The following is an 810-nucleotide window of genomic DNA, read 5'->3' as shown; positions in this document are numbered from 1 at the left end:
GCACCCGCCCCGCCCTCGTCGTGCCCAACGACCTCGACCTCACCTACGCCAAGATCCGCCTGGACGAGAACTCCCTGGAGACCGCCCTGCGCGGCCTGTCCGGCATCCCCGACGCCCTCACCCGCGCGGTGGTGTGGAACACGCTGCGCGACATGGTCCGCGACGGCGAACTCGCCCCCGCCGACTACCTGGCGACCGCCGACGCCCACCTGCCCGAGGAGACCGACCTCGCCCTCGTCCAGGGCGTCCTGGCCTTCGCCACCACCCAGGTCGCCGACCGCTACGTCCACCCCGGGCAGCGGCCCGCCGCCCTGGCCGGCCTCGGCTCCCTGTGCCGCGACCTCATCCGCCGCACCGAGGACGGCGACAGCCCCGGGCTGCGCCTGATCGCCGTACGCCACTTCATCGACGTCGCCACCCAGCCCGACACCATCGCCGCCTGGCTCGCCGACGGCACCGTGCCCGGCGGCCCCGAACTCGACCCCGAGCTGCGCTGGCGCGTCCTCGCCCGGCTCGCCGTCCTCGGCGCCACCGACGAGAGCGCCATCGCCGCCGAGCTGGCGCGCGACCCCTCCGCCACCGGCCAGGAAGGCGCCGCCCGCTGCCGCGCCGCCCTGCCCGACGCCGAGGCCAAGCAGGCGGCCTGGGAGTCGATGTTCGCCACCGACGAGCGCACCGACCTGTCCAACTACCTGTTCACCGCCACCGCCCAGGGCTTCTGGCAGCCCGAACAGACCGATCTGGTACGGGACTACGTCCCCCGCTTCTACCAGGACGCCGTCGCCCTCGCCACCCGCCGCGGCCGGTGAC

General features: G+C 75.1%; 1 protein-coding gene. It reads left to right on the top strand.

The window, feature by feature from the left end; all coding sequences use genetic code 11:
• Positions 1-809: ERAP1-like C-terminal domain-containing protein (locus C1I97_RS38185; protein ID WP_181447118.1), on the top strand; the 809-nt coding region annotated here is incomplete at its 5' end.
• Position 810 lies beyond the last annotated feature (1 nt).

It is taken from the genome of Streptomyces sp. NTH33, from assembly GCF_003236365.1.
Taxonomy (GTDB): domain Bacteria; phylum Actinomycetota; class Actinomycetes; order Streptomycetales; family Streptomycetaceae; genus Streptomyces.
This window is presented reverse-complemented; position numbering and strand designations above follow the sequence as displayed.